The following is a 22,271-nucleotide window of genomic DNA, read 5'->3' as shown; positions in this document are numbered from 1 at the left end:
ATTCTTTAAAGGCAACCTCTTTGGTTGCCTTTTTTTTTAATGTCATGTTAAGTACATGGTTATTAAATTACTTATATACCTTAAGTTAATAACTTCCGTATACAATTTCTGTACATTCGTATTACAAACACGGTATTGTTACGGCAATATTCTCTCCATACTTTTAACGGTAAAATAACCTTGCTTGAACATATTTTAATTGTCGATGAAAGCCGCTTAGTGCGCGAAGCACTTGCTAAAATATTATGCTCATGTGGTGTTAGTAAGACTGCGATTTCTTGCATTGAAAATATTGAAGACGCCTTAGAGTTTGCACAGTTTTCAACCATCAGTTTATTAATTTGTGCTGATAATGCAACGACAGATAACAGCTTTGAATTTCGCGATGAATTAGTAAAAATATTAAATATTGATCATCTGCCAGTATTGCTACTTTCACAGAAAATTGTTGAAGATATTACTCACAGCCCAGATGTGCAAGTCGGCACTATTTCAGCCATAAATCATAGTATTGCATTATCACCTCCCTTTAAAAGACATAGGGTAATCAACGCTTTATTTAAACTAACGCAAGATCCAATATTTGCGAATTGTAGCGAACAAGTGAATACAAATAGTGCGTCTATAGCTTCTATTGTCAATAATAAAACTGATCTTCAAGAGCAAAAACCAACAATTCTAGTCGTTGACGATGAAAGTAGTAATATAGATGTTGCCGCCGGAAATTTACGAAATCTTTACCGCGTAATAGCAGCTAAATCAGGCCAACATGCTTTAAAAATTGTGGCAAGCAATAACCACAACATAAGTTTAATTTTATTAGATATTATGATGCCGACCATGGATGGCTACCAAGTATGCAAAAGCCTTAAAGAGATAGAAAGCAGTGCAAATATTCCGATAATATTTTTAAGCGCTAAAGCACTCGTTGAAGATATAAAGTACGGTTTTGACCTGGGTGCTGTTGACTACATAACGAAACCGTTAAATGGTGACTTACTCCGTGCACGTGTTGCTACACATATTCGATTACAACAGCAACAACTTGCTTTAGCAGCACAGGTCTCCACACTTAAAGAAAATGCTAAGTTACGAGAAGATATAGAAAAAATAACTCACCATGATTTAAAAGCCCCCCTAAATAACATTTTATTTGAAACTTATCGCCTAACAGACAAAAGTGCGGCTAAATCTATAAATCGCGCGGTAAATAATGTTGTAAACATGGTAAATAACTCGCTCAATTTATATAAAATAGAGCAAGGTATTTATAGCGTAATGCCACAGGTAACAAATTTAAACTTGTTAATTCATGATGCAATTAATGCAGTAACAAAAACGAGTGATGCTAAAAACATTACTTTCGAACTGAGTGGCTTTGATGTTCAACACAACATTTTGGTAGAGCCATTACTCTGCTTGTCTATTTTTAATAATTTAATTAAGAATGCGGTAGAAGCTTCACCTGACGATAAAAAAATAACATTGGCACTAAGCCAACACAATCAATTCATCAGTTTTGAATTAACCAATTATGGCGTTATTCCAGCCCAAATGCGCCCTACGCTGTTTGAAAAATATAGCAGCTCTAATCATAATACCGGTATTGGTTTAGGCACCTACTCTGCTAAATTAATGACAGAAGTACAACATGGTGAAATTGCCTTTAAGATTCTTGATGAACAACAAACTCAGTTTACTGTTAGGTTACCTTCAGCTTAATCATATTTTCTTTTAAGCTTTAAACTAAAATTTGTTTATTTCACCCAAACACCTATGAATGTTTATGCAGATTTAGTGATTAAAAACACCATAAAAATCACTTGTATTAAATGATATTCTCGCCTTAATGGCGCACAATATTAAACTTTATTTGCTCAGTAGATAACGTTTTACTTCTCAATCAATAAGTAAAACAAGTAGAAAAAACCAGAATAAAATGGCTAATTTTATACAATTTATTTTAAATTACTTACAGATTTCTACTGTTTATAAGCCATTTTTTACGACACGCTAAATGCCTAAATCACCTTATATAAATCATAAGCAGTGCCTGTTAATTGATTAAATTTAAGCAATATATTGACGCTATATCATCATTTATTGAGATTTTTCGACTAAAAAAATCAAAAAAATAGTTCAATGTACCTTTAATTTTGCTTTATATAGGCTGTTTTATTCTACTTTTGCTGATCAAATACCAATAATCATTAATTTTTATTAATGTTATTTAGCTAAATTACACTAATAAATGACCATTTTATCTGCTTATTTTAATCCTAATATGATATTTCTTGTAATCAACACCTGAGAGAGTTGAAATAAACACCTATTACAGCTTATTTTTCAACCTAAACAAATCACCGACTATCATTTATTTTAATATCGGGAATAAACATAATAAATACCTGTTATAGGTATATTTAAAATATCTGGTGAATTTTTGTATAAAATAACTTCAGTAAATAGTTAATTACTTACATTCGTAGCTTTACTTTAGGGTACTGCTATAATGCGCAGCGAATTTTCTCGCTAACGGATAAATAATGTCAGATTATCAATTAAGATTTGGTGGTATTGCTCGTCTCTATGGTAATACGCAGAGCGAAGCGCTTCAAAAAGCTCACTTCTGTGTAATAGGTATTGGCGGTGTTGGGTCTTGGGTTGCAGAAGCTTTAGCCCGTAACGGTATTGGCCAGATAACCTTAATTGATCTTGATGATTTATGCATAACCAACATTAATCGCCAAATACATGCACTTACTCATACTATTGGGCAGAGTAAAGTCGATGTGATGCGCGATAGAATTATACAAATTAACCCTGAGTGCATTGTTAATACGATAGAAGACTTTGTGACGTTAGAAAACGTGCGTGAAATTCTGTCAAACTCTTACGATTATGTTATCGATGCGATTGATTCAGTCAATGTTAAGAGTGCTGTTATAGCGCATTGTAAGCGAAATAAATTACCCCTAATAACTATTGGCGGTGCAGGTGGACAAATAGATCCAAGTAAAATTGCTATTGCAGACTTAAGTCAAACCTATCAAGACCCATTATTAGCTAAGGTACGAAACCAATTACGCAGAGAGTATAATTTTTCGCGTAATGTTAAGCGAAAGTTTTCTATTGATGCGGTATTTTCCAGTGAACAGTTACGTTACCCAGACTCAGACGGAAATGTTTGTCATGCAAAACAGTCAAACGATGGCTCTATGCGATTAGATTGCAGTGGCGGCTTCGGTGCAGCAACTCATGTTACCGCATGCTTTGCGTTTTTTGCCGTGGGTAAGTCTATGGAAAAATATTTAAAGAAAGCCCTTAGCTAAGGGCTAACCCTTCATATACATTAGTTATCTTCAAAATCCATCTCGACTAAACAATATATTTTTTTCACAATAGCTAAAAGTCCATTGCCACGCGATGGACTTAAATGTTGCAGTAAACCTAACTCTGTAAAGTAGTTATCCATATCAAAGGCAACAATTTGTGATGCCGTTTTATTATTTACAGCGGCTAAAACAATAGCTAATAGCCCTCTGATCACTTTGGCATCACTATCGCCTTTAAATATAAAGGTGTCGTTATGCTTTTTTTCACACAACAGCCATGCCTGGCTTTCACAACCTGAAATTAAAGACTGATCAGTTTTAACTTCGTTAGGCAAACGTAATTGCTTTTTTCCTAACATCATAATTTCACGATGCTTACTATCCCAACTTTGTGCTTTAGAAAATAAAGTTATGACACTCTCTACATCAAAATCAGCACTAGTATGTGAAATAGAAACAGCATTTTCAATATGGCTTATTTCACTTAAACTGTTTGACGTTTTTGATATGCCAGCAGTTAACTTTTTAATCGCTTGCACAGTAAAATCTATTTCTTCAACATTATTATAAGCAGATAAAGATAAGCGAATACAGCCATCACTCTTTAAGTACTGCATTAAAGGCATTGCACAATGATGCCCAGAGCGTACCGCGATACCTACACTATCTAACGCAGAAGCAACATCATGATTGTGTTGGCCTGCTAAAGTAAAAGAAAAAACAGGAATATCAGGTACATTATTAACAATAAAGCTGAGTCCCTGCACTGTTGATAGTTGCTCGAAGCAATAATTTTTTAATTTATTTTCGTATGCTAATAATGCAAGATGATCATACTTTTCAATAAACTTAATTGCGGCCCCCATTGCTACTACACCGGCAATATTTGGCGTACCCGCTTCAAATTTATGAGGTAATTCATTAAATGTGGTTTTTTCAAAGCTCACGGTTTTAATCATTTCACCGCCCGCTTGATATGGTGGCATACTTTCAAGCAAAACTTGTTTTGCATAAAGTACACCAACACCTGTTGGGCCATACATTTTATGTGCAGAAAACACGTAAAAGTCACAGTCTAACTTATTAACATCAACATTTACGTGAGCAATCGCCTGCGCACCATCGATTAAAGTAAGTGCGTTATATTTTTTAGCAACACGAATAACGTCTTCAATAGGATTAATTTTACCTATTACATTAGAAATATGAGCAAAACATACAATCTTAGTACGCTGGTTAATTACATCCTCAAGTTGGTCAACATCTATTTGCCCCGTTGACGTTAATGGCAATACTTTAATTTTCGCACCCGTTTGCTCTGCAACAATTTGCCAGGGCACAATATTGGCATGATGTTCACTGTAACTTAATACTATTTCATCATTCGGTTGCAAGTTAGAACGACCCCAACTTTGAGCCACTAAATTAATGCTTTCGGTGCTACCTTTAGTCCAAATTATTTCTTTGCTAGTTTTAGCATTAATAAACCTTTTTACTTTTTCACGAACAGCTTCAAAGGCGACTGTAGCTCGGGCACTAACTGAGTGTGATGCCCTATGAACATTAGCATTGTTCGCTTGATAATAATCTTTATGACTATCAATAACGCATTGAGGTTTCTGAGTCGTTGCGGCATTGTCAAAATAGACTAAAGGCTGACCATTTACTAAGCCTGCTAATAAAGGAAATTGTTGACGAAAATGAGGATAAGAAAATTTTTCCATAAAATGTAATAACGATTTCATTAAGTTGCCATAATTATATCTTAAGTTATCACTTTTAAAGTCAGGAAATTCTTTAATTAAGATAAATAAATTCAATATCAATGGGCAAAAATTGAAAACTTACGCTATACCTATAGGGTGTAGATGGATAGGGTGTAGATGGAGGAAAAAATACTATGGCATTATTTTCATGGTTTATTCGAAGAAAAGAACTTAACTGCGCCAAAAACAATCAAGCTACGTTAGAACAAGAGCTCTTAACTTTTAATAACAATACAATGTGGCCGATAGCGAAAGTAAGAAGCAACGTCATATTACAGCAGCAAGAATATGTAAATTCAGCTTCACAATTAAAAAATGAAATTAAGTTAAATGTGCAGGAGGAACCCAGAAAAATCTTACTTAAACAATATGTGAGTTAGCTTCACATAATAAAACAGCATAAAAGCTTAGCTGATGAACGTCTTCTTACAGATGTTCAAATAGCTAAGTTTTAATTAATCAAATAATGTTACCTGCAATACTTTAATCGCATCACTAAATTCGCCCTTTTCAACTAAGTTTTGACTGATATTATAATGATAACTTGGCATGAGATAATGCCGAGGAGCTAATAGAAATAAATTTACATATATTTCTGGCAAAGCCAACTCAAAATATTCTAATTTTGTTCTTCCAGATATGGGCTTAAATGCCTGAACATTACTCCCATTAAGACAAGTATCAGCAATGAACAACCCAATGTCATCTTGATGTGCTTTTGGCGTTGCTAACTGCCAGCCTTGTTCACTTTTCGATAAAATGGGTGTGGTATCTTTTATTAAACTGCGCCATGGAACTTGAGACAAAATACTCTCCCTAAGGGATTTCTTATTACCTTGGTAACTTTCGCTTAATACCACAAGGTTATGAGAAAACGCCTCGCCTTGGACTTGTTGACATTTTTGGTGTTGTTTAGGTAACGGATACTCATCAACAAAACCAATGAAATGGCTAAGTTCATGCACGAGAACATCAAAAGTATCATTTTGGTCAATATACATAATACCGTTATCAACATTGGCTTTTCCCTGTTCAACAATTAAACCAATATAGCGCGCAGTAATATCTTTTCGAGTTAACCAAACACTAGCGTTACAACTTATTTTCTCAACGACTGAATGCTGACAATTTACCGCTTGGATTGGGATATATTTTGGTGCTTGCAAACAAATATATTTTGACAGCTTATGTTGCTTAAATGATGAAATTAATGCGCGGCCATGTCTAAGACCAGCTAAATTTGTTGCAAAAAGTTGAACATCAACTGAACAGTTTGATGTTAATGCTGATGTTGATTTAAGATTTATTGAAATAACGTTATTGTTTTGCAATGCATCTTTATTGTGACTAAACACAGAATATTGCTCAAGCTCCTTGTATAGAGCAGTATTTTCACTTTGCCTTAATTTACTTTTATAAGTATCAATAAATGAAAGGTTACCTTGATATAAAGCTAATCTATATAGCAATACCAATGCTTTTTCATTTGATATTATAGGTAAAAGTAAGGGTTGAATTTCTGAATATTTCTGTAAATCAAAATACACGGTAGATAACGCTAAGCGTGCTTCAATATGCTCCTGACGGACCGCAGATTGAAACCACAGTATGGCTGAGCTTAGGTCTTTATTTTTAAGAAAATAAAGGCCCAGCTGATACGCTGTATTTGAACTTATCTCTGCATGGTACTGTGCTAAATGCAGCCACGCCTTATTATTATGTTCGGCTTGTAATTTAGCTAGCCTTTCATCGGTATTAGTCGCCGTAAATAGATCGAGAGACTCAAGTACGTCTAACTGTTTACGTGTTATGTCAGCATTATCAATTTTTTCATTATACGATACGATTAAAAAAAATAAGCTTAGCAATATTAAAATAACTAAGCTTATAAGTAGCTTTTTAAAAGTATTCATCGTTCACTAAAAAAATGTTTAAAGTGGACTAGATTGTTGCATAGTTTGGCGCATTAAATCTAACTCTAGTTTGGCATATCTATGCTCAACAAACTCATATACGTTAGTGCTTAAGGCAAGTTTAAAGAAGTTAAGTGCTGCATATACATCACCCTGCATTTGGCTATATTTTCCTAAATAAAAGTAAGCCTCACATAAGCGCTCTGTTAATGCTTCACTTGAACTCACATTATCAGCTAATCTATTTATAAAGGCATTTTGGCTCATTTCACCCAAATAAAGTTTAATAATATTTTTAGCCCAAATATCTTCTTCAATAAGCTGAGCATTTAAACTTAATTCTTTACCGGCTTGTAACTTGTCTACTTCTGAATCTGCTAGATATTGCCATAAAACACGGTAAGGATCATCTTGTTGATATTGTCTAAAAGCTTCAAAATCTTCGGAAGCTAAAATCGGACGACCACCATAATACAGCGCGATACCACGATTTAACAAGGCAAATTCATGATCTGGCGCTAACTCTATTGCTGAGTCAAAGGCATCATATGCTTGATTAAATTCTTGTAACTGTGTGAAGTGAATACCGATAAAATTATAAGCGTCTACCATGTCAGGCTTTAGCGTTAAGGCTTGGTTGAAGTCAAAACGGGCTAAGGCACGCAAACCTACTTTGTCGTATTCAACACCACGTTGATAAAGCAACTCAGCTCGCTGTCCATCGCTAATTTCAGCTCGCAACAACACCTGTGTTAATCGAGCTAATGCTATTTCGTTCTTATAGCTAATCGCGATAGGCTCGGCAATGATCAAGTCACCAATTGCAGATTGTTGATTATTTGTTGTTGAACAAGCTTGAGTGAGTAATAAACCTGAAACAAGTAATACTTTGGAAAATAAAGCTTTTGAAAATTGAGTATTAGGAAGTAAGCGCACGAAAAACAAAACCCTAGTAAGTATTTATGTTACTGAGTATATAAAAAAGGGAGCAATTAAGCTCCCTTTTTGTGTACAAGATATTAGCTAAAAAACACTACATACCCGTTGTACTAATATATAACAGTAAAGTTACTCTGCTGAGTCAGTTTCAGGCGCTGCTGCTACTGGCTTTTCCATCGCTTCTTTCATGCTTAAACGTACGCGACCTTGACGATCAACTTCTAGTACTTTAACAACGACATCTTGACCTTCTGTTAAAACGTCGCTTACCGCGTTAACACGTTCTTCAGAAATTTGAGATATATGTACTAAACCATCTTTGCCTGGTAATACGTTAACAAAAGCACCGAAATCAACGATACGTACTACTTTACCAGTGTAAACAGTACCTACTTCAATTTCTGCTGTTAATGCAGTAATACGTGCAATTGCATCTTTCGCTTGATCGCCATCTGTTGCTGCGATTCTAACCGTACCGTCATCTTCAATTTCAATTGTAGTGCCAGTTTCTTCGGTTAATTGACGAATAGTTGCGCCACCTTTACCAATAATGTCACGGATCTTATCTTGTGGTACTTTCATCGTGTGAATGCGTGGAGCAAATTCAGAGATATCGTTACGATGTCCACCAATAGCTTCATCCATAACACTTAAGATATGAGTACGTGCAGCTTTAGCTTGGTTTAAAGCAAGTTGCATGATCTCTTGTGTAATACCTTCAATTTTAATGTCCATTTGAAGTGCAGTAATACCACCAGTAGTACCCGCAACTTTAAAGTCCATATCGCCTAAGTGATCTTCATCACCTAAGATATCTGAAAGAACAACAAAGTTGTCGCCTTCTTTAACTAGACCCATAGCAATACCCGCTACAGATGCTTTAATTGGTACACCAGCATCCATAAGTGCTAATGAAGTACCACATACAGAAGCCATTGAAGATGAACCATTTGATTCAGTAATTTCAGAAACTACGCGAACTGAGTATGGGAATTCTTCAGCTGAAGGCATAACAGCCAACATACCACGTTTTGCAAGACGACCATGGCCAATTTCACGACGTTTAGGAGAACCAACAAAACCTGTTTCGCCAACACAGTATGGAGGGAAGTTGTAGTGCAACATGAAGTTGTCTGTTTTCTCACCCATGATAGTGTCTAAACGCTGTGCATCACGTTGTGTACCTAAAGTAGCAACAACTAATGCTTGAGTTTCACCACGTGTAAATACAGCTGAACCATGAGTACGTGGTAATACGCCTGTCATTACGTCTAATGCGCGGATCATTTCTGGGTCACGACCATCAATACGAGGAGAACCTTGAGTGATACGGCCACGAACAACAGTTTTCTCTAAACCGTGGAATAAATCTTTTGCTTCTTGAACGTCAAGTTCAGCATTATCAGCCAATAAAGATGCAACAACACCATCACGAATTTCTTTAATTTTTTCGTAACGTACTGCTTTTTCAGTAATTTGGTAAGCTTCGTTAACTTGTGCTTCAGAAAGCTCAGCAATCTTAGCGATAAGTTCAGCGTTCTTCACTGGTGCAACCCAATCCCATTTAGGATTGTTAACTTCAGCAGCCATTTCTTTAATTGCTGTGATAGCTGTTTGCATTTGCTCATGACCAAACATAACAGCGCCAAGCATAACTTCTTCAGAAAGTACGTCAGCTTCTGATTCAACCATTAATACAGCTGAGTCAGTACCTGAAACAACTAGGTCTAATTGCGAGTTTACTAATTCAGACTGTAATGGGTTAAGAATATATTTGCCGTCAGTATAACCAACGCGCGCTGCACCAACAGGACCACTAAAAGGCATACCTGAAATAGCTAATGCTGCAGAAGTACCTAATAAAGCGATAATGTCAGGGGCGATTTCTGGGTTAGCAGAAACAACAGTGATAACAACTTGAACTTCGTTAGTAAACCCTTCAGGGAATAACGGACGAATTGGACGGTCAATTAAACGACAGATTAGTGTTTCTTCTTCAGAAGGACGACCTTCACGTTTAAAGAAACCACCTGGTATTTTACCAGCAGCGTAAGTACGCTCTTGGTAGTTAACTGTTAATGGGAAAAAATCTTGACCTGGTTTTGCTTCTTTTTTACCAACAACAGAGACTAATACTGATGTATCGTCCATGCTAGCCATAACGGCACAAGTGGCTTGACGAGCAATTACGCCCGTTTCTAGAGTTACGGTATGTTGACCGAACTCAAATGTTTTAGTAACTGGATTAAACATTTAGTTAGTTCCTTAAATTTCTTTTGATTTTAATCAATCTGTACAATTATTTATTCACTTAGTTAATCACTAAGTATTATCGCGTTACCAATAAGTTACGCGCTAAGTTGAACAAAAAATTATACAGTTTGATTGATTAGCATTTTGTAAATACAAAATTTGCACGACATATTATACTTAACAGTTATATTTTTACTAGCATCAAAGGCAAAATGTTGAAGTTAAAAGAGTAAAAAATGAAGGATTTAATCGATATTAGCTATTTTAACAATTAGCACTACGGTTAATTGGTCTGATATTTGTCAGAGGTAAACATTGTTATCAAAGCAACAGGCTAAATTATCACCGCTGTAGCTAATTTCTAGTATAAAAAAACATTACATTAAGGTTATAAAAAACAGCTATTGGTTTATCTTTCAGTTTATCTAGCGTTTCTTAAAGAATAATAAAAATAAACACTTTAAAGTCGAGATTTAATAACCGCTTAAGAAAACTTATCTATAGGATAGTTAAGCCTTACTACCCTATAAAACAAAGCGCTTTACATGTATTTGATAAGTAACCGTGCTATAAAAAATTTAACACTGCTAAAACGGTTTTTTGAGGATTCTCTTCATGAGGAACGTGGCCTAAATCATCAAAGACAATCAATTGGCTGTTCACTATTTCTTGCTTAAATCTTTTACCAAACTTCAGTGGTATTAATTTGTCTTTTCTACCCCAGATTAAAAGTGTCGGTACATTAATGGTACCAATTTTATCCATTAAAGCTCCGGGGAGTGTTTGTTCAAACCGTGCTTTTAAAGCACTACGATTTCCTTCTCGCAGAGATAATTCGTAGTATCGGTTTACTAATTCATCGGTTACCAAGTCAGGGTTTCCGTAAACATTTTTAACACTTTTTTCTACCATTGATTTAGGTAAAACATTTTTTAATAAGCGACTTGCTAACGGGTTTTGAGACAATTTAAAAGCCAATGGTACTGATTCAGGATCATAAGGATAACCACTAGCATCGACTAAAACTAATTTAGATACTCTATCAGGATGAAATACGGCAGTTGCCCAAGCAATATAACCGCCTAACGAATTGCCCGCTAATACACTTTTATCGATCTTTAATGCATCTAATACGGCAATAACAACTTCAGCGTAACGTTCAATAGAATAATTATTTTGTGGATCGGGTCCTGTTAAACCAAAAGCAGGTAAATCGAAGCGAATAACTCGTCGCTGCTCTTTTAATACCTCTACCCAACCGTCCCAAGTATGTAATGACGCACTAGTTCCATGGATCAAAACAATAGGTTCTTTGTCAGACTTAGGGCCTTCGTCTCTATAGTGAATATTCATCCCTGCAACACTTAAGAATTTTGAGGGCTCAGTTGCCCAGCGTTTACTCAGCTCTTCTACTGATTTGTCGTATGCTATATTCGCATAAAGATAAACACCGAGGAAAACAACCACAATGAGCACAAGGTATAAACTATATTTTAAAATCATCAACTTTAGGTAGGCCTTATAATTAACAGTTTATTTATCAAAAATATTGGAGATAAATAAACTAACCAAAGTGCCGTAGCAAAGCAACACTTACTCTTACTCTTACAACTGTGTTTGTAGCTTTGCTTTTCAGATAACAAATATATAACTAAATTTTATAAATCGATAAGCCAAAAACAAAAAAGGAGCCATTAGGCTCCTTTGAATATTCTTTGTTTAAATCTAGTCTTAACGACGTAGACCTAATTTACCGATTAAAGCAGTGTAACGTTCAACGTTTTTGCCTTTTAAGTAATCAAGTAATTTACGACGTTGGCTTACCATACGTAATAGACCACGACGTGAGTGATGATCATGGATGTGCTGTTTAAAGTGACCTTGCAAGTGGTTGATTTGTACAGTTAACAATGCAACTTGTACTTCTGGAGAACCAGTATCACCTTCAGCTTGGGCGTATTCTGCAACGATTGCAGCTTTTTCAGCAGCGTTTAAAGACATAATATTTACCTTAATTTTAGTGTTTTAAAAATCGCGTCAAGCCGAACACTAAATCAGCAAGACGTTCTAAGAGCGCGTATTCTATCAGTAATTGCTCTAAATGCAACTTTTACTGATGACACCATCTCCTGCATATTAATTAACCAACAACTGTAATTCGTTTTGGGGCAACTAAACCATCATCGTCAATTTCACCAACACCAATAAACTCACCTGTATCGACATCATCACCAATAAAAACCTGTACTAAGCCATGACTTGGACCGCCAGAACATTGAACAGGGTTACCATGACGTAAAAAATTTGCTGACATATCATCAACAAATACCGCTGGTATACCATCGCATGCGGTGGTCATAGGTAATAGCAAAGGGTCTAAATAAACCGACGGAGCTACTTCTTCAGCTTCTGCTTGTGCTAACAATGCCTCTAACGCTGTCATTGTCACCATTCTATCGGTTGGATAATTACCCACAGCACTGCGACGAAGATTGGCAACATGTGCACCACATCCTAAAAGCTCACCTAAATCATCGATAATGGTGCGGATATAAGTACCTTTAGATACATGAATATCTAAGTCGACTTCATCACCTTCAAAACGTAATAAATCTAACCTAAACACTGTTATATCACGTGATTCTCTCGGTACTTCAATCCCTTCACGAGCATATTTATATAAAGGTTGCCCTTGATACTTTAATGCAGAGTACATTGATGGGATTTGTTGCGTTGTACCACGAAAAGTCGCTAATGCTGTGGCGAGTTGCTCAGCTGTAACCTCAACAGGCTTTTCGCTTACCACTTCACCATCAACATCGCTGGTTGTGGTACGAATACCTAATTTCGCAGTAACTTGATAAGTTTTATCGGTATCAAGCAAAAACTGAGAAAACTTAGTCCCTTCGCCCAAACATACCGGTAACATGCCGGTAGCGAGTGGATCTAATGCACCGGTATGCCCTGCTTTTTGTGCAAAGTAAATGTGCTTTACTCGCTGCAATGCATTGTTAGATGACATATCGTAAGGTTTATCGAGTAACAAAACACCGTTAATAGCACGGCCTTTTCTTTTCTTAGCCATTATTATTCACTCTCTGGCTTTTGTGTTTCGTCGATTTCACCTTCGTGATTTTTCATGTCTTCAGCTACGGCTTTGTCTACTAAGTTACCCATGCGAACACCTTCAACCATTGAGCTATCATAGATAAATCTAAGCTCGGGCATAATGCGCGCATTAATACGTTTAGCTAACAAAGTACGAATATAACTTGAAGCTTCATTTAATACATCAATTGAAACATCAACGTTTTGTCCTTCTAATGTAAAGAAGGTAACAAATATTTTTGCATAAGCTAAATCACGGGTAATTTCTACTGCATTCACCGTAACCATGCCTAAACGTGGATCTTTTACTTCGCGTTGAATAATCATCGCGATTTCTTTTTGAATTTCTTGTGCAACTCGATCAGTACGAGCAAATTCTCTTGCCATAAATAATTCCTACAACCTAATACGGGTTCAAGTAATACGGATATAGCCGTTCTCAATTTGAATATTAGGTATATTTTGTAAATGAAAATGGAGGCTAAGCCCCCATTTTAACTAAACCATGAAAACTAAACGCGATTAAAGTGTGCGTTTAATCTCAACCGTTTCAAATACTTCAATTTGGTCACCAACGCGAACATCGTTGTAGTTCTTAACACCAATACCACATTCAGTAGCGTTACGAACTTCTTGTACGTCATCTTTAAAGCGACGTAACGATTCCAACTCACCTTCGTAAATAACGACGTTATCACGTAATACACGAATTGGAGCTGAGCGTTTGATAATACCTTCAGTAACCATACAACCAGCAATCGCGCCAATCTTAGGAGACTTAAATACATCACGAACTTGTGCTAAACCAATGATTTCTTGTTTAAACTCAGGAGCAAGCATACCGCTCATTGCTGCTTTAACTTCATCAATCAATGCATAGATAACACTATAGTAACGTAAATCGATTTTCTCAGCTTCAATCACTTTACGCGCAGTTGCATCAGCACGTACGTTGAAACCAACCATAATCGCATTAGAAGCAGCAGCAAGTGTTGCATCAGTTTCAGTAATAGCACCAACACCACTACCAATAATACGTACTTTAACTTCGTCAGTAGAAAGCTTAGTTAATGAATCAGAAATTGCTTCAAGTGAACCTTGAACATCTGATTTAAGTACAACGTTTACTTCTGAAACTTCACCTGAAGCCATGTTAGCAAACATGTTTTCAAGTTTAGATTTCTGTTGACGAGCAAGTTTAACATCACGGAACTTGCCTTGACGGAATAAAGCAACTTCACGCGCTTTCTTCTCATCTTTAACAACGGTTGCTTCATCACCCGCAATTGGCACACCACTTAAACCAATAATTTCTACTGGAATAGATGGGCCTGCAGATTGAATAGTTTTACCGTTCTCATCACGCATGGCACGAACACGACCGTATTCTAAACCACAAAGTACGATATCACCTTGGTTCAATGTACCTTCTTGAACAAGTACAGTAGCAACTGGGCCACGGCCTTTATCAAGTTTAGATTCAACCACAACACCGTTAGCCATTTTATCAACAACAGCTGTCAGTTCTAATACTTCAGATTGAAGTAATATTGCATCAAGTAATTCGTCAATACCTAAGCCAGTTTTAGCTGATACGTGACAGAATTGAACGTCGCCGCCCCACTCTTCAGAAAGTACGTCGTGTTGTGATAACTCACTCTTAACACGATCTGGATCAGCACCTTCTTTATCCATTTTGTTAACTGCGATGATAATCGGCGCATCAGATGCTTTAGCATGTTGAATCGCTTCAACAGTTTGCGGCATTACACCATCATCTGCTGCAACAACAATAATAACGATATCAGTAGCTTTAGCACCACGTGAACGCATAGACGTAAACGCCGCATGACCAGGAGTATCAAGGAATGTAATCATTCCGTGTCCTGTTTCTACATGGTATGCACCAATATGCTGAGTAATACCGCCGGCTTCGCCGTCAGCTACTTTTGCTTCACGAATGTGATCAAGTAATGATGTTTTACCGTGGTCAACATGACCCATGATAGTTACAACCGGTGCACGTGTAATCGCTTCACCTGTATGGCCACGATCTGAAAGTACCGCTTCTTCAAGGGCATTTTCTTTTACAAGTACCACTTCACGACCCATTTCTTCAGCAACTAATGCCGCTGTTTCTTGGTCAATCACTTGGTTAATGGTTGCCATTGCACCCATTTTAAACATAGCTTTAACAACTTCAGCGCCTTTAACAGACATTTTATTGGCTAGTTCAGCAACTGAAATAGTTTCGCCAATGCGTACTTCGTTAAGCTTAATTTCTACTGGTTTCGTGAAACCATGTTTTAAACTTTGCGGAGAAGATAAGCTTAACTTACCTTTGCCTCTTGCATTACGCCCGCCACGATTATTTCTATCTTGGCCAGCTGGCTTTTTCTTCTTACGTCGACGACCACTTTCATCGGCAGAGTCACTTTTATCTTCAGCTTCTTGCGCGTATTTAGAAGATGTTAAATGTACCACTTCTTTTTCTTTCGCTTTACGCTCAGCTTCTTGCTCTTTCCAACGAGACTCGTTTTCTTCAGCAAGTTTACGTGCAACTTCTGCAGACAATTTAGCTTCTTCTTCAGCTTTCGCTGTTAATTCTGCTTCTTGTTGTAGACGTAATTTTTTAGCTTCTTCAGTTTCTGCAACTACTGGCGCGGCTTTAGGCGCATCTTCAATATTTTTTGCTTTAGTGATTGCAGCTTGCTTAGCTTTAGCTTCGGCTTCAACTTTCGCTTCTGCTTTAGCTTCTGCCTGTACTTCTGCTTTTGCGGCTGCAGCTGCACGTGCATTCTCAGCTTCTTTTGCATCAGCTTCAGCTTTCGCTTTTGCATCAATTTCAGCTTGAACACGTGCTTCTTCTGCAGCTTTCGCTTCAACTTCAGCTTGTTGTTGTTCTTCTAAGTCACTACGTTTTACATAGGTACGCTTTTTACGTACTTCTACTTGAACTGATTTAGCTTTGCTACCGTGGCCTAAAACCAGCGTAGATTTTTTCTTACGGCTTAATGTCATTTTGCTTGGGTTAGCAGTTGAGTCATCACCGTGTTGCTTTTTCAAATAATCAAGTAGGTTTTCTTTTTCTTCTTGCGAAACAGAATCGGTCGCCGATTTGCTCACACCTGAGTCAGCCAATTGGCTAACTAAGCGATCCACCGGTGTACCGATCTCTTTGGCAAGTTGTTCTACTGTTACGTTTGCCATCTATATAATTCTCCCGATGAGTTATTCTTCGTTAAACCAACAAATATTACGTGCAGCCATAATTAGCTCGCCCGCTTTGGTTTCATCTAATTCTTCAATGTCTGATATTTCATCAACGCCTTGCTCTGCAAGATGTTCTAATGTTGTAATACCACGACTCGCTAATACAAACGCTAAATGGCGTTCTAAGCCAGCAAGATTTAATAAATCTTCAGCTGGCTCTGCACCTTCAAGTGTTTCTTCACTTGCAAGTGCTTGAGTAGTAATTGCTGCTTTTGCACGTTCGCGCAATTCTTCAACAATGTCTTCATCCATACCGTCAATATCAAGCATTTCAGCAACAGGTACGTAAGCAATTTCTTCTAACGAAGTAAAGCCTTCTTCTACTAACATCAAAGCAAAATCTTCATCAAGATCTAACTTATCAATAAATAGTGTTAATACTTTATCGTTTTCAGCTTGGTGCTTTTCGTTCATGTCAGCAACAGTCATCACGTTAAGTTCCCAGCCTGTTAACTGGCTAGCTAAACGTATGTTTTGACCACTACGGCCAATGGCCATGGCTAAATTGCCTTCTTCAACAGCGATATCCATCGTGTTTTTGTCTTCATCAACAATGATAGAAGCCACTTCAGCTGGTGCCATTGCATTGATAACGTATTGTGCAGGGTTGTCATCATATAAAACGATGTCAACACGTTCGCCGCCTAACTCACTTGAAACAGCTTGCACACGTGAACCACGCATACCAACACACGCGCCAACTGGGTCGATACGTTTGTCGTTACTTTTAACAGAAATTTTTGCACGAGAACCAGGATCGCGAGCTGCGCCTTTAATCTCAAGCATTTCTTCACCAATTTCTGGCACTTCAACACGGAAAAGTTCAATCAACATTTCAGGTTTAGTACGACTTACAAATAATTGTGCGCCGCGTGCTTCTGGTTTAATTTCATAAAGTAAACCACGAATACGATCGCCTGGACGAAAGCTTTCGCGCGGTAACATGTCATCACGATAAATTATAGCTTCAGCGTTGTTACCTAGATCTAAAATGACACTATCACGGCTTGCTTTTTTGACAACACCAGTGATGATTTCACCAATTTGCTCTTGGTAAGCATCAACGATAAGTCCACGTTCAGCTTCGCGAATTTTTTGTACAATAACTTGTTTTGCTGTTTGTGTTGTTACACGGTCAAACTTAACAGACTCAATTTGGTCTTCAACAAAATCGCCAACGTTTAACTCTGGTTCATCATATTGCGCCGCTGCTAAACTCATCTCAGCATACGGGTTTTCCATCGGTGTTTCGCTTTCATCAACAACTAACCAACGGCGAAAAGTTTCAAACTCACCCGTTGCACGGTCAATACTTACACGAACTAAAATGTCACCTTCATATTTCTTTTTTGTCGCTGTTTCTAAAGCTGTTTCCATCGCTTCAAAAATGCTTTCTCGTGGTAATGCCTTTTCATTAGAAACAGCATCTACGACCAGTAATATTTCCTTACTCATGCTAGTTAGCCTTTCTCATTATTATAAATTATTTGGTGTGGTTATAAACAAGGTGAGCCTTGTCAATGTTACTGATAACAAGTTCATATTCCTCGTTATCAACCATTACAATCAAACTTTCGTTTTCAACGGCAACTAATTTACCTTTGAATTTACGACGACCATTTAATGGCATTGAAATTTTCGCTTCGACCGTTTCACCAACAACCGCTTCAAATTGCACTTTTTCAAAAAGTGGGCGATCAAGCCCCGGTGATGAAACTTCTAAACTATATTCACTACTAATTGGGTCTTCTACATCGAGAATAGCCCCTACTTGACGACTTACTTCAGCGCAGTCATCAACATCGATACCATTTTCATGGTCGATAAATAATCTTAAAACCGAATGGTTGCCGGCACTGATAAATTCAACGCCTAATAATTCCTTACCCGTTTCTTCAACGGCAGGACGTAACATTGCGGTTAATTTGTGTTCAAATTTAGCCAATCACTTTTCTCCAATTTGGAAGAGTCCAGAAACAAAAAAAGGGCTTAAAGCCCAGCGATATACCTTGCTGCTATTGCACCTTTTCACAAAGTTAAGATACAAAAAAGCCCCAATACGCGGGGCTTATTCACTGAACCCACGATGTAAACCAAGCAATAACACTCTTGGTTCTGTACAACAATATCTTAGATTGTTATCAAACTTCGATAAAAAATCTTTTCAGTGAGATATTGCTATATTAAAGCTGCGCAAATTATATAGAGTTGCTGTTTTTATAGCAAGCTAATTTTCACACCGCTTTTAGGTGATGACTATAAACTTATCGCACATGTTATAAAAGAATAGTTACTATTTCCCCTAACATTACTATAATAATTATTGCGGCATTATCAGATAGTTAGTAAATTAGTACAATTTATGATAAAAGTTGTTATCTACGGATAATTTTCAACCCTATTTGAAAGTACATAAAGACACTTTGGAATTATATGTATACATATTCTCGTTTACTATTAAGAAATTTTTTTATTACTTTAGGCTTATGTGCCTGTGTAGCAGTTGCTGGTGTTTTTCTGCTAGCATCGCATACCGCTGAGCAACAAAGTCAACATCAACAAATCTTACTTTCGTTGGACGAACAAGTTAATTTTGGAAGTAATGAACAACTTGCTAGCCAACTTGCTAAGTTTAATCGTTATCAATACATTAATATTATTAATGTAGAGGGTGAGGTTATTGTCAATGAAAAGAGCAAACCTTCCTTTATAGATGAATTTATCCTAGCCCCTATAAGCCAAGTTAAATTAAAAAATTCAAATCTGATCATTCAATTTCAATTAGACCCCAGTACTGAGTTAAGCTTTTTACAAACAACAGTTTTAGCGGTATTTATCATTTCGTTAATCTTCGCTATTTTTACGACACCTTTAAGTATTGCAAAGTCACGTAAATTCGCACAAAAAATTGATGATCAAGTTAAACGCGAACTAGAACAAGTTATTTCAGGTAAGGATAGTGTTGGTAAGATTAATGCTGAAGGAATTGCATTACCTCAAGTTGAACAAAGCATAATTGACCTTAGAGCACTCATTGCAAATAAAATAAGCGCAACAGCTTTACTAGAAAAAGACGCTTACATTGAGCCAGTAACTAAATTAGAAAACCGTAACCGCTTTGTACAGTTTTTTGAAAATGCTGATAGTCGTTCAGATTTCGGTGTTTTATCTATTACGCGATGCTCTGAATTACAAACCATTAATCAGATACATGGTTACCATGAAGGTGATACGTATATCCGAAAAGTTGCGGATATTATGAAAAATGCTGTTAGTCGCTATAAAGGAGCGCAAGTATTTAGATTAAATAGTTCAGATTTTGCGACATTAATCCCTAATATTAGTTTAAAGAGTGCTGAAGCATTTGCGACAGAGCTCACTAACAGTTTTAATAAATACCAACAAGCCTCTGATTTAGACTCTATTGGTTATACCGGTTTGGTTTACTTTGATAATGACAAACCTCTAGGTGAGTTATTAGCACTAGCCGATACCGGCATTAGTGTTGCGCAAACACAAAAAGTTAACGCTTGGTATGCTCAAACCGACACCAGTATTCTTGACAATAGTAGTGCTAGCTACGGAAATCAAAATTGGCGTCAAGAGATTGATAGTGTAATCGCCAATCAAAGAGTTAATTTATTGGTTCAACCCATCAAACCAAGCAGTCCAAACAATCGAGTATACGGTGAAATCCTAACGCGTTTCTTAAATAGTAATGAAGATGTTTTACCTACCGCCTCTTTTTTCGCTATGGCTGAAAAGCTGGATAAAATAGTAGCGGTTGATCAAATGATCATAGAAGCGGCTATAAAAGAAATTGCCAATAGAAATATGCAAGATAACTTCTTTGGAATTAATGTTAGCTCTCGTTCAATTAACGATGGTCACTTTCTTATTTGGCTTGAGAGAAGATTACTACGCGATACGGTTATTGCTTCAAAACTTGTCTTTGAAATCACAGAAAGTGGTTTGCAACATAATATAAAAACCAGCAAAAACTTTATTGATATGGTGCATAGAGTCGGAGCACGAATTACAGTTGAACGTTTTGGTATTGGTTTAACTTCATTTAAATTCTTTAGAGATTTAAAGCCTGATTTTATTAAAATGGATAGTACTTATACACGTGATATCGACGAAGATAAAAACAATCAATACTTTATGCGCTTGATGGTAGATTTAGCTCACAGATTAAGTATCAGTGTATTAGCCGAAAGCGTTGAAAGCCAAGAAGAGAAATTTATGCTTGAGAAACTATTTGTTGATGGTTGTCAGGGTTTTTATATTGGTAAACCAAGAACCATATCTTCTTCATAAACAATTAATAAACTTTTCTTTAAGCCACTAATATATAGTGGCTTTTTTATTTTTTATCACTTAATAAATAGCTTGATGCTTACAAAATTGATTAACTTTAATACAGTTTTTTATCATACATTTAGCTTACGAGGCATTAAAATGAATATCCTTACGGTTCGTATGTTGTTTATTGCTTGATAAACACGGATAATAGTGCGAATTTTCACGGTAATATATTGAGCGAATGACTGATTATCTCTTGCTACTTGTTGGCACAGTATTAGTAAATAACTTTGTTTTGGTTAAGTTTCTAGGCTTATGCCCTTTTATGGGGGTGTCATCTAAAACTGAAACCGCCATCGGTATGTCTTTTGCTACAACATTTGTTATGACATTGGCTTCATTACTAAGCTACATCGTTAACAGCTATGTACTTGCGCCATTAGGCTTAGAGTATTTAACTACCATGACGTTTATTTTAGTGATTGCGGTTGTTGTGCAATTTACCGAAATGGTCGTACACAAAACGAGTGCTAACTTATATCGTCTATTAGGTATATTTTTACCACTTATCACCACCAACTGTGCTGTGTTAGGCGTTGCACTCTTGAATTTTCAAGAACAGCATAACTTTTTCGAATCTATTATTTATGGCTTTGGTGCTGCTGTTGGTTTTTCATTGGTATTAATTATGTTTTCAGCCATGCGCGAAAAATTAGCCAATGCCGACGTACCTACTCCATTTAAAGGCTCAGCAATCGCCATGATCACTGCTGGTTTAATGTCATTAGCCTTTATGGGCTTCACTGGCTTGGTTAAGTTTTAATGACCACACTCATTGCAATACTCGTTGTCGGTTTACTTGCCGCTTTATTTGGTGCATTACTAGGTTTTGCATCGATACAATTTAAAGTTATTGGCGACCCACTTGCTGAACAATTAGACGCCCTACTTCCTCAAACACAATGTGGTCAGTGTGGCTACCCTGGCTGTAAACCCTATGCAGAAGCTGTTGCTAACGGAGAAGCCATTAATAAATGTGCTCCGGGCGGTGAAGATACCATAAAAAAAATAGCTGATTTAATGGGCGTAGAAGTACAGCCTCTTGACGGTAATCATGAAGCAGATAACTCGCCAAAAGTTGCCTTTATTATTGAAGAAGATTGCATTGGCTGCACTAAGTGCATTCAAGCCTGCCCTGTTGATGCCATTATCGGCACCACCAAGCAAATGCATACTATCATTGCTGACGAATGTACTGGTTGTGACTTATGTGTTGCACCGTGTCCAGTAGATTGTATAGAGATGATCCCACTTGCCACAACTACACAAAACTGGCAATGGGATTTAAATAATATTCCTGTTGTACAGATAGATTAAAA

General features: G+C 36.8%; 17 protein-coding genes. 6 read left to right on the top strand and 11 right to left on the bottom strand.

Going from position 1 to position 22,271, the window contains the following annotated elements; genetic code table 11:
- Positions 1-180 precede the first annotated feature (180 nt).
- Positions 181-1,722 (top strand): response regulator, encoded by a 1,542-nt coding sequence (locus tag DBO93_RS07310; protein ID WP_162533742.1) that lies wholly within the window; start codon positions 181-183, stop codon positions 1,720-1,722.
- Positions 1,723-2,546: 824 nt separating this feature from the next.
- The gene (tcdA, locus tag DBO93_RS07305) at positions 2,547-3,332 is read left to right on the top strand and encodes a tRNA cyclic N6-threonylcarbamoyladenosine(37) synthase TcdA (RefSeq protein ID WP_108455733.1); all 786 of its coding nucleotides are present in this window, start codon (positions 2,547-2,549) and stop codon (positions 3,330-3,332) included.
- A gap of 20 nt (positions 3,333-3,352) precedes the next feature.
- Here tcdA and DBO93_RS07300 read toward each other — a convergent pair whose 3' ends face one another.
- Positions 3,353-5,080 carry a SufS family cysteine desulfurase gene (locus DBO93_RS07300; protein ID WP_239059141.1) on the bottom strand — a complete coding sequence of 576 codons (1,728 nt, stop codon included), beginning with the start codon at positions 5,078-5,080 and terminating at the stop codon, positions 3,353-3,355.
- A gap of 155 nt (positions 5,081-5,235) precedes the next feature.
- Between DBO93_RS07300 and DBO93_RS07295 the strand changes: the two genes are divergently transcribed.
- Positions 5,236-5,481, top strand: a complete 246-nt coding sequence (locus DBO93_RS07295) for a hypothetical protein (protein ID WP_108455732.1) — start codon at positions 5,236-5,238, stop codon at positions 5,479-5,481.
- A gap of 75 nt (positions 5,482-5,556) precedes the next feature.
- On the opposite strand, the gene DBO93_RS07290 is transcribed toward DBO93_RS07295, so the two are convergent.
- The 10 genes from DBO93_RS07290 to rimP form a co-directional block, all read right to left on the bottom strand.
- Complete coding sequence (locus DBO93_RS07290; RefSeq protein ID WP_108455731.1) at positions 5,557-7,014, bottom strand: hypothetical protein; 1,458 nt, start codon at positions 7,012-7,014, stop codon at positions 5,557-5,559.
- Between the two features lie 18 nt (positions 7,015-7,032).
- Entirely contained in the window at positions 7,033-7,950 is a 918-nt protein-coding gene (gene nlpI / locus DBO93_RS07285) for a lipoprotein NlpI (protein WP_108455730.1), read from the bottom strand.
- Positions 7,951-8,082: 132 nt separating this feature from the next.
- Complete coding sequence (gene pnp / locus DBO93_RS07280; RefSeq protein ID WP_108455729.1) at positions 8,083-10,206, bottom strand: polyribonucleotide nucleotidyltransferase; 2,124 nt, start codon at positions 10,204-10,206, stop codon at positions 8,083-8,085.
- Positions 10,207-10,773: 567 nt separating this feature from the next.
- Complete coding sequence (locus DBO93_RS07275; protein WP_108455728.1) at positions 10,774-11,709, bottom strand: alpha/beta hydrolase; 936 nt, start codon at positions 11,707-11,709, stop codon at positions 10,774-10,776.
- Positions 11,710-11,937: 228 nt separating this feature from the next.
- The gene (gene rpsO, locus DBO93_RS07270) at positions 11,938-12,207 is read right to left on the bottom strand and encodes a 30S ribosomal protein S15 (RefSeq protein ID WP_085330930.1); all 270 of its coding nucleotides are present in this window, start codon (positions 12,205-12,207) and stop codon (positions 11,938-11,940) included.
- Positions 12,208-12,346: 139 nt separating this feature from the next.
- A complete protein-coding gene (gene truB / locus DBO93_RS07265) occupies positions 12,347-13,291 on the bottom strand; it encodes a tRNA pseudouridine(55) synthase TruB (RefSeq protein ID WP_108455727.1) in 945 nt (314 codons plus the stop codon).
- Positions 13,292-13,293: 2 nt separating this feature from the next.
- Positions 13,294-13,701, bottom strand: a complete 408-nt coding sequence (rbfA, locus tag DBO93_RS07260) for a 30S ribosome-binding factor RbfA (protein ID WP_108455726.1) — start codon at positions 13,699-13,701, stop codon at positions 13,294-13,296.
- Between the two features lie 135 nt (positions 13,702-13,836).
- Positions 13,837-16,524, bottom strand: coding sequence for a translation initiation factor IF-2 (infB, locus tag DBO93_RS07255; RefSeq protein WP_108455725.1), 2,688 nt, complete (start codon positions 16,522-16,524; stop codon positions 13,837-13,839).
- A 21-nt stretch (positions 16,525-16,545) separates the two neighbouring features.
- Positions 16,546-18,042 carry a transcription termination factor NusA gene (gene nusA, locus DBO93_RS07250; RefSeq protein WP_108455724.1) on the bottom strand — a complete coding sequence of 499 codons (1,497 nt, stop codon included), beginning with the start codon at positions 18,040-18,042 and terminating at the stop codon, positions 16,546-16,548.
- A gap of 28 nt (positions 18,043-18,070) precedes the next feature.
- On the bottom strand, positions 18,071-18,532 hold the full coding sequence (gene rimP, locus DBO93_RS07245; RefSeq protein WP_108455723.1) for a ribosome maturation factor RimP: 462 nt from the start codon (positions 18,530-18,532) through the stop codon (positions 18,071-18,073).
- Positions 18,533-19,020: 488 nt separating this feature from the next.
- Here rimP and DBO93_RS07240 point away from each other — a divergent pair, with 488 nt between their 5' ends.
- The 3 genes from DBO93_RS07240 (at position 19,021) to rsxB (ending at position 22,269) form a co-directional block, all read left to right on the top strand.
- Positions 19,021-20,907, top strand: coding sequence for an EAL domain-containing protein (locus DBO93_RS07240; RefSeq protein ID WP_108455722.1), 1,887 nt, complete (start codon positions 19,021-19,023; stop codon positions 20,905-20,907).
- 226 nt (positions 20,908-21,133) lie between these two features.
- A complete protein-coding gene (rsxA, locus tag DBO93_RS07235; protein WP_108455721.1) occupies positions 21,134-21,715 on the top strand; it encodes an electron transport complex subunit RsxA in 582 nt (193 codons plus the stop codon).
- The gene (gene rsxB, locus DBO93_RS07230) at positions 21,715-22,269 is read left to right on the top strand and encodes an electron transport complex subunit RsxB (RefSeq protein WP_108455720.1); all 555 of its coding nucleotides are present in this window, start codon (positions 21,715-21,717) and stop codon (positions 22,267-22,269) included. Before rsxA ends, rsxB begins: the two co-directional genes overlap by 1 nt.
- Positions 22,270-22,271 lie beyond the last annotated feature (2 nt).

Source organism: Colwellia sp. Arc7-D (assembly GCF_003061515.1).
Classification (GTDB): Bacteria; Pseudomonadota; Gammaproteobacteria; order Enterobacterales; family Alteromonadaceae; genus Cognaticolwellia.
This window is presented reverse-complemented; position numbering and strand designations above follow the sequence as displayed.

Bases quoted from the DNA above. Each gene is read 5' to 3' on its own strand.
- tcdA (WP_108455733.1), top strand. From the start codon at position 2,547: ATGTCAGATTATCAATTAAGATTTGGTGGTATTGCTCGTCTCTATGGT.
- DBO93_RS07300 (WP_239059141.1), bottom strand. From the start codon at position 5,080: ATGAAATCGTTATTACATTTTATGGAAAAATTTTCTTATCCTCATTTT.
- DBO93_RS07295 (WP_108455732.1), top strand. From the start codon at position 5,236: ATGGCATTATTTTCATGGTTTATTCGAAGAAAAGAACTTAACTGCGCC.
- DBO93_RS07290 (WP_108455731.1), bottom strand. From the start codon at position 7,014: ATGAATACTTTTAAAAAGCTACTTATAAGCTTAGTTATTTTAATATTG.
- pnp (WP_108455729.1), bottom strand. From the start codon at position 10,206: ATGTTTAATCCAGTTACTAAAACATTTGAGTTCGGTCAACATACCGTA.
- DBO93_RS07275 (WP_108455728.1), bottom strand. From the start codon at position 11,709: ATGATTTTAAAATATAGTTTATACCTTGTGCTCATTGTGGTTGTTTTC.
- rpsO (WP_085330930.1), bottom strand. From the start codon at position 12,207: ATGTCTTTAAACGCTGCTGAAAAAGCTGCAATCGTTGCAGAATACGCC.
- truB (WP_108455727.1), bottom strand. From the start codon at position 13,291: ATGGCTAAGAAAAGAAAAGGCCGTGCTATTAACGGTGTTTTGTTACTC.
- rbfA (WP_108455726.1), bottom strand. From the start codon at position 13,701: ATGGCAAGAGAATTTGCTCGTACTGATCGAGTTGCACAAGAAATTCAA.
- infB (WP_108455725.1), bottom strand. From the start codon at position 16,524: ATGGCAAACGTAACAGTAGAACAACTTGCCAAAGAGATCGGTACACCG.
- nusA (WP_108455724.1), bottom strand. From the start codon at position 18,042: ATGAGTAAGGAAATATTACTGGTCGTAGATGCTGTTTCTAATGAAAAG.
- DBO93_RS07240 (WP_108455722.1), top strand. From the start codon at position 19,021: ATGTATACATATTCTCGTTTACTATTAAGAAATTTTTTTATTACTTTA.
- rsxA (WP_108455721.1), top strand. From the start codon at position 21,134: ATGACTGATTATCTCTTGCTACTTGTTGGCACAGTATTAGTAAATAAC.
- rsxB (WP_108455720.1), top strand. From the start codon at position 21,715: ATGACCACACTCATTGCAATACTCGTTGTCGGTTTACTTGCCGCTTTA.